General features: G+C 65.9%; 6 protein-coding genes. 3 read left to right on the top strand and 3 right to left on the bottom strand.

The window, feature by feature from the left end; all coding sequences use genetic code 11:
• Positions 1–868 (top strand): asparaginase (locus tag AC1DKV_RS28860; RefSeq protein ID WP_477138556.1); only part of this gene is annotated, 868 nt, incomplete at its 5' end.
• A gap of 202 nt (positions 869–1,070) precedes the next feature.
• Positions 1,071–2,033: a LysR substrate-binding domain-containing protein gene (locus AC1DKV_RS28855; protein WP_477138555.1), complete on the top strand. Its 963-nt coding sequence runs from the start codon at positions 1,071–1,073 to the stop codon at positions 2,031–2,033.
• 65 nt (positions 2,034–2,098) lie between these two features.
• Here the strand turns inward: AC1DKV_RS28855 and AC1DKV_RS28850 are convergent, their stop codons facing one another.
• The 3 genes from AC1DKV_RS28850 to AC1DKV_RS28840 form a co-directional block, all read right to left on the bottom strand.
• The gene (locus AC1DKV_RS28850; protein WP_477138554.1) at positions 2,099–2,383 is read right to left on the bottom strand and encodes an ElaB/YgaM/YqjD family protein; all 285 of its coding nucleotides are present in this window, start codon (positions 2,381–2,383) and stop codon (positions 2,099–2,101) included.
• A 180-nt stretch (positions 2,384–2,563) separates the two neighbouring features.
• Positions 2,564–4,015, bottom strand: coding sequence for an NAD-dependent succinate-semialdehyde dehydrogenase (locus AC1DKV_RS28845; RefSeq protein ID WP_477138553.1), 1,452 nt, complete (start codon positions 4,013–4,015; stop codon positions 2,564–2,566).
• A 23-nt stretch (positions 4,016–4,038) separates the two neighbouring features.
• Positions 4,039–5,313 (bottom strand): 4-aminobutyrate--2-oxoglutarate transaminase, encoded by a 1,275-nt coding sequence (locus AC1DKV_RS28840; RefSeq protein WP_477138552.1) that lies wholly within the window; start codon positions 5,311–5,313, stop codon positions 4,039–4,041.
• 167 nt (positions 5,314–5,480) lie between these two features.
• On the opposite strand from AC1DKV_RS28840, the gene pdxR reads away from it, so the two are divergent.
• The gene (gene pdxR / locus AC1DKV_RS28835; protein WP_441622170.1) at positions 5,481–6,983 is read left to right on the top strand and encodes a MocR-like pyridoxine biosynthesis transcription factor PdxR; all 1,503 of its coding nucleotides are present in this window, start codon (positions 5,481–5,483) and stop codon (positions 6,981–6,983) included.
• Positions 6,984–7,381: the final 398 nt, after the last annotated feature.

Genomic DNA, 7,381 nt, shown 5'->3' with positions numbered 1-7,381 from the left:
GCCCGAGATCTCGAAGATCGCCAACGTCAAGGGCGAGCAGGTCTTCCAGATCGGCTCGGAGAGCTTCAACAACGAGCGCCTGCTCAAGCTTGGCAAGCGCGTCTCGGAGCTGCTCAAGCAGCCGGACGTGGATGGCATCGTGATCACCCACGGCACCGACACCATCGAGGAAACCGCTTACTTCCTCAACCTCACGCTCAAGAGCGACAAGCCGGTGGTGGTGGTGGGATCGATGCGTCCGGGCACGGCGCTGGGCGCGGACGGCGCGCTTAACCTGTACGACGCGGTGCTGGTGGCGTCCAGCCCGGAATCGCGTGGCAAGGGCACGCTGGCCGTGCTGAACGACGAGATCCACACCGGGCGCGACGTCACCAAGACCAATACCTTCAAGATCGAGACCTTCCGCTCGCCGTTCGGCCCGCTGGGCTACGTGGTGGAAGGCCGCACGCTGTACTACCGCCTGGCGGCGCGCCCGCACACCATGCAGACCGAATGGGACATCGACAAGATCGACAAGCTGCCTGAAGTTGCCGTGGTGTACGCCTACGGCAACGTCAATCCGGCCAGCATCGATGCGGCGGTGAAGAACGGCGCCAAGGCCATCGTCTATGCGGCCACCGGCAATGGCAGCGTGGGCGACTACATGGTCGAGCCGCTCAAGGCCGCGCGCGCCAAGGGCGTGCAGATCGTGCGTGCCTCGCGCACCGGCAGCGGCGTGGTGGTCCGCAACGCCGAGCAGCCGGACGATAAGTACGACTGGCTGGTGACGGACGACCAGCTGCCGCAGAAGGCCCGCATCCTGATGGCGCTGGCACTGACCAAGACCAACGACACCAAGGAACTGCAGAAGATCTTCTGGAAGTACTAAGCGGGTAGAAGGCGTGCACCAGTCGAGTACCCGGTACCTTGCGCTTGTCCGCGCGAGGCCGGGGAGGGATGTTGCAATTTCAGCATAATGCCGCGCAAAATTTGCATCGTGCTACCGGGCTTCCACCGATTTGTGCAGTGCCGCGTTGCCGTATGATGTGCCATAGACAGCGCGTCCCCCCTGATGTTGAGTACATTCCATTATGGAAACCAAGTGGCTTGAAGACTTCCTGTGCTTGGCTGAAACGCGCAGTTTTTCGCGCGCGGCAAGCGACCGGCATATCACCCAGTCGGCGTTCAGCCGACGCATCATGGCCCTTGAGGAGTGGCTTGGCGTCAGCCTGGTTGACCGCAGCGTGCATCCGGCAACGCTGACCACGGCAGGCTGGCTGTTCCGCCGGCTGGCCGCCGACCTGTTGCGTGACGCTTATGCCGCACGCGCGCTGCTGAGCAGCCGTCAGCCGCTTGCCGAGAGTGGCCAGGTTATCCGCTTCGCGGTGGCGCACACCCTGGTCTTTACCTTCTTCCCAAACTGGCTCAAGTGCCTGCACGAGCGTTTCGGCTCGTTGAGTGCCTGCGTGCATGCGRTGAACGTGCCGGAGGGCGTGCAGCAACTGGTGGATGACGATTGCGACATCCTGCTGGGCTACCACCATCAGCAACTGCCGATCCTGCTTKACCCGAACGGCTTCCCGTTCCTGATGCTGGGCGTCGAGCGGATCCTGCCGTTCTCGGCACCGGACAAGCAAGGGCAGCCGATCTTCCGGCTGCCCGGCACGAGCGCCAATCGCTTGCCTTTCATGGCCTATTCATCCGGCGCGTTCCTTGGCAACGTGGTCGAGATGATCCTGCTCAATGCGCCGGAGCCCTACGGGCTGCAGCGCTGCTTCGAGACCCATATGTCGGAGGCCCTGAAGGCCATGGTCGTGGCCGGGCACGGGGTGGGCTGGTTGCCGGAGAGCTGCGTCAGCGACGAGCTGAAAGAGGGCAAGCTGGTGGTGGCAGGGCCTGCCGCGTGGGCGACCAGCCTCGACATCCGCCTGTACCGTTCGGTGGCCAGTCCGAAGCCGCTGGTCGAAGAGTTGTGGTCCGCTATCAGCCAGGTGCCGGACCCGCAATTGATGATGCAAAAAACCGCGGAATCGAGCGACTGCGGAATGCTGTAAGGCCGGGTCCCGGGCCGCGGTGGTTGGCGACCCGGGCGGCTACCTTGGCGATTGGCCTCGGGGATCTATCGTCGGTCGATCAGCCAGCCGATCAGCACGCCGACAGCGGCCGCCACGCCGATGGCCGTCMACGGGCTTTCATGCACATAGTCGTCCGCGACGCGCGCCGTGTGGCGGCTCTTTTCCACGACGACGTATTGCACATCGGCGATTTTCTTCTTTGCCTTCTTCAGGCGTTCCTGCACCTTGCCCGGCTCGTCCGCGGCCGGCTTGCCGGGGGCATTGGTGGCATTGGTGGCAGGCACCAACAGGCTATCGACTTCACGCAGCGCGCTACCGGTATTCGACATTTCTTTCTCCTCGTTGAATGGCTACCGCAATGAAAGACCTTATCGCGTTAAAAGGTCCGGCTCATTGGGTCTGGCTAGCATAAGGAACATCCGGCGCGTAAATAAGAGCCAATCGGGATTTGTTGATGGAACCGCCTCCCGGCGGTCCACGCAGGCCTGTGCGTTGCTCGCGCCGGTAGATCAGCCGAGTTCCATGCAGAGGTATTTCATCTCCAGGTACTCGTCGATGCCGTAGCTGGAGCCTTCGCGGCCGAGGCCGGATTGCTTGACGCCACCGAACGGTGCCACCTCATTGGAGATCAGCCCCGTATTGATGCCGACCATGCCGTACTCCAGCGCCTCGGCCACGCGCCACACGCGGGCCATGTCCTTGGAGAAGAAGTAAGCGGCAAGACCGGACTCGGTGTCGTTGGCCATGGCGATGACTTCCTGGTCGTCCTTGAAGCGGAACAAGGGCGCCAACGGGCCAAACGTTTCCTCGCGCGCGACGCGCATGGCAGCGGTGGCATCAGCCACCACCGTGGGCTCGAAGAAGGTGCCACCAAGCGCATGGCGCTTGCCGCCCGTCAGCACCCGTGCGCCATGGACGAGCGCATCGGCGATATGGCTTTCCACCTTGGCGACGGCGTTGGCATCGATCAGCGGCCCTTGCGTGACGCCGCTGTCGATGCCGTGCCCGGGACGCAGGGCGCTCACCGCGCGCACCAGCCGGCTGGCCACCTCCTCGTACACGTTGTCGTGCACATAGATGCGGTTGGCGCAGACGCAGGTCTGGCCGCTGTTGCGGAATTTCGAAGCCAGGATGCCGTCCACCGCGCGGTCGAGATCGGCGTCCTCGAACACGATCAGCGGCGCATTGCCGCCGAGTTCGAGCGAGAGTTTCTTGACCGTGCCGGCGCATTGCGCCATCAGCAGTTTGCCGATGGCGGTGGAGCCGGTGAAACTCAGCTTGCGCACGGCCGGGCTCTCGCACAAGACGCCGCCGATCTGGACCGKGTCGCCGGTGACGACCTGCAGCACGCCGCGGGGCACGCCGGCTTCTTCGGCCAGCGCGGCCAGCGCCAGCGCCGTCAGCGGGGTCTGTTCGGCGGGCTTCACGATCATGGTGCAGCCCGCGGCCAGCGCCGGGCCGGCCTTGCGCGTGATCATGGCGGCKGGGAAGTTCCAGGGCGTGATCGCCGCGCACACACCTATCGGCTGGCGCAGCACCAGCAGCTTCTGGCCGGCGCGCGGGCTGGACAGTACGTCACCGTCCACCCGCTTGGCTTCTTCGCCGAACCATTCGAGGAAGGAGGCCGCGTAGGCGACTTCGCCACGCGCTTCGGCCAGCGGCTTGCCCTGCTCGGCGGTCATCAGTTGCGCCAGGTCTTCCTGGTGCGCCAGCATCAGGTCGGCCCAGCGGCGCAGCACCGCGGCGCGGGCCTTGCCGGTCAGCTCGCGCCACGCCGGCAGCGCGCGCGCGGCGGCCTCCACGGCTTGCCGKGTTTCGGCGGCGCCGCAGCCCGGGACGGTGCCGACCACATCGTGGGTGGCCGGGTTGCGCACCACCAATACGGCGGCGCCGGCGGCGCCGGTCCATTCGCCATCGATCAGGCAGGCGCTGCGCAGCAGCTCGGGTCGTTGCAATTTCAAGGTGTCTCCCACGGTGTCTCCCTTTATGCGGTGATGCCGGCCAGCACCTTCGTCAGCACCACCAGTGCGGCGTCGAACTGGGCTTGCGGGATGGTGAGGGGGTAGAGGAAGCGGATGGTGTTGCCGTACGTGCCGCAGGTCAGCAGGATCAGCCCTGCCTCCATGGCGCGCTGCTGCACCCGCTTGGCCAGCTCAGCGCTGGGCTGCCCGGTGGCCGGATCGTAGAACTCCACCGCGATCATGGAGCCAAGCCCGCGGACGTCGGCAATCACCGGGCAGGTGTGGCTCGCGTACTGCAGCACGGCCTTCAGTTGCTCACCGAGCGCGGTGGCGCGGTCGCATAGATGCTCTTCTTCAATGGCGTCGATCACCGCGTGGGCGGCGGCCACCGCCAGCGGGTTGCCGGCGTAGGTGCCACCCAGGCCGCCGGGCAGCGGCGCATCCATGATGGCGGCGCGGCCGCACACGGCCGACAGCGGCATGCCGCCCGCCAGGCTCTTGGCCATGGTGATGAKGTCGGGCGCCRCCGGGTAGTGCGACATGGCAAAGAGCTTGCCGGTGCKGCCGAAACCGGTCTGCACCTCATCGGCGATCAGCAGGATGCCGTGCTTGTCGCACAGCGCGCGCAGCTTCTGCATGAAGTCCACCGGCGCCGGGTGGAAGCCGCCTTCGCCCTGGACCGGCTCGATGATGATGGCCGCCACGCGCTGCGGGTCGATATCCGTCTTGAACAGCGACTCCAGCGCCTGGATGGATTGCTCGGTGCTCACGCCATGCAGGTCGCACGGGAACGGCGCGTGATAGATGTCGGACGGGAACGGCCCGAACCCGACCTTGTACGGCGCCACCTTGCCGGTCAGTGCCATGCCAAGCAGGGTGCGGCCATGGAAGCCGCCCGARAASGCGATSACGCCAGGGCGSCCRGTRTGCGCGCGSGCGATCTTGACCGCGTTTTCCACGGCCTCCGCGCCGGTGGTGAAGAGGGCGGTMTTCTTCAGGCCATCGATCGGCACCAGGGCGTTGATGCGCTCGGCCAGCGCCACGTAGCTCTCGTAGGGCACGATCTGGTACGCGGTATGCGTGAAGCGCTCGAGCTGCGCGATCACCGCCTGCATCACGCGCGGATGGCGGTGGCCGGTATTGAGCACGGCAATGCCACAGGCAAAGTCGGTGTACTGGCGGCCTTCCACATCCCAGAGCGTGGCGTTTTCCGCCCGGTCTGCATAGAAGTCGCACATCACGCCGACGCCGCGGGGGGTGGCAAGGGCGCGGCGCTGATTCAGTTCGAGGTTCTTCATGGGCTCTCCGTGTTGCTTGGTATGGCCCGGGCGGCGCTTGCCGGCCGGGCGCGGTTCTCGCGGGTTTTCGCTGGCTGTCGATCGATCGCGATCGCAACGATGCAGTGCATTTCAACTTCCTTTGGCACTACAATCCAGTACCGCATTCCCATATCTGATGGTGCCAATTGAGATCGATCTGTGGCGACTTGCTGCTTCAGCGCCTGGGTCCGGACGGTCCCGCAGCCCTTGCGAAACCGCTGAATCGCAGTCTTTACGAGTGCATCCGCGGCGCCATCCTCGATGGCAGCCTGGGGCCCGAGACCCGTCTGCCGCCATCGCGTGACCTTGCCTCCGAGCTCGGCATGTCGAGAAATACCGTGATGTTTGCGTACGAGCAGTTGCTGGCCGAGGGCTATGTGCATGCCCGTACCGGCAGCGGCACCTTCGTGGCGGCCACCGCGCCGGAGGCCTATCTCAATGCCAAGGCCAGCCAGGCCAGCAGCGCGCAGGCCCGGGCCATGCCGGGCCTGTCGCCGCGCGGCGTGGAATTGCTGGCCAATGCCTCGGCGTCGCCATCGCAGTGGGGCGCCTTCATGCCGGGCGTGCCGGATGTGACGCGTTTCCCGCACCAGCGCTATGCGCAGATCGCCGCCCGCCTGTGGCGCAATCCGCCGCCCGAGCGGCTCAGCTATTGCCATGGCGGTGGCTTGCCCGCCTTGCGCGAAGCCGTGGCGGCCCATCTGCGGGTGGCGCGATCGGTGCAATGCGACGCCGCCCAGGTGCTGATTACCGAAGGCATTCACCAGGGCATCGACCTGCTGGTCCGCATGCTCGGCATGTCTGGCGAGCACGCCTGGGTGGAGGAGCCCAGCTACTGGGGGATTCGCGGCTTGCTGCAGATGAACGGCATCCACATGATGCCGATCCCGGTCGATGAGGAAGGGCTGACGATTCCGGCGGGGAAGGACGCAGGCCAGCCGCCGCGCTTTATCTTTGTCACGCCATCGCACCAGTATCCGCTCGGCGCCGTCATGAGCCTGACGCGGCGGCGCGCGCTGCTCGAATACGCCCGGCGCCAGGGCAGCTGGATCGTCGAGGACGACTATGACAGCGAGTTCCGTTTCTCCGGCCAGCCAATCCCGTCGCTGCAAGGCATGGAGCCGGATGCGCCGGTGATCTATATCGGCACGTTCAGCAAGACGCTGTTCCCCGGGCTGCGCATGGGCTACATGGTATTGCCGCGCGCGCTGGCCGGCGCCTTCCAGACCGCGCATTCCGAGCTGTACCGCGCCGGCCACCTGATGACGCAAGCCACCGTGGCCGAGTTCATGCAGGCGGGCGACTATGCCGCGCATATCCGCCGCATGCGGCTGCTCTACGGCCGCCGCCGCGCCATCCTGGCCGGGTTGATCGAGCGCTATCTGGGACCCGAAGCGCTGCACCGCTACGGCAGCAATGCCGGCTTGCACCTGGTTCTCTGCCTGCCGGACAGCGCGGACGATGTGGCCATTGCGGAGCAGGCCGGGCGCCGGGGCATCCTGGTGCGGCCGCTGTCTCGGTATTTCCTGGGCAGTGCGGTGCAGCGGGGGTTGTTGCTCGGGTATGCGTGCGTGCCGGAGGAGCAGATAGGGCCGGCGTTCGAGGTATTGCTGGGTTGCTTGCGGGACGTCCGGCTGCTGTCGCACTGAGCAAGACGAGGAGGGCGGCCCCCGGTCCGGTCCCTGGCGTCACGGCTTGCGGACGCCGTTTTTAAGCAGGAAGACTTTGCCGCAAGGTATCATTCGTTCCCGGTTAGCATCCGGTGGGCATCTGGTTTGCGCCCGGCTCACGCGCTAGCGTGGCGCAAGTACGGCACGCGCCACTCCCCGAGCCAGGGATGTTCCGCTTGCGTCTCGCCAGGATTTTTTTGTGATCCGGGCGCGGTTTCAACGATGTAGCCTGTCCGGCGGTTGCCTGGTGGCCGGTTTCGCCACCAAGCCGCACGGATGTGGCCACCACCGKGTTTTGCCGCCCATATAAAAGTKACGGAGCGCCGGCCACCGCCGAAGGCCGCTCCGCGCGACGCGCGACGCATGAAGGCTTCCTG

Source organism: Cupriavidus sp. 05T41 (genome assembly GCF_056396525.1).
The sequence above is the reverse complement of the archived record's forward strand: the minus strand, read 5'-3'. Positions and strand labels throughout refer to the sequence as shown.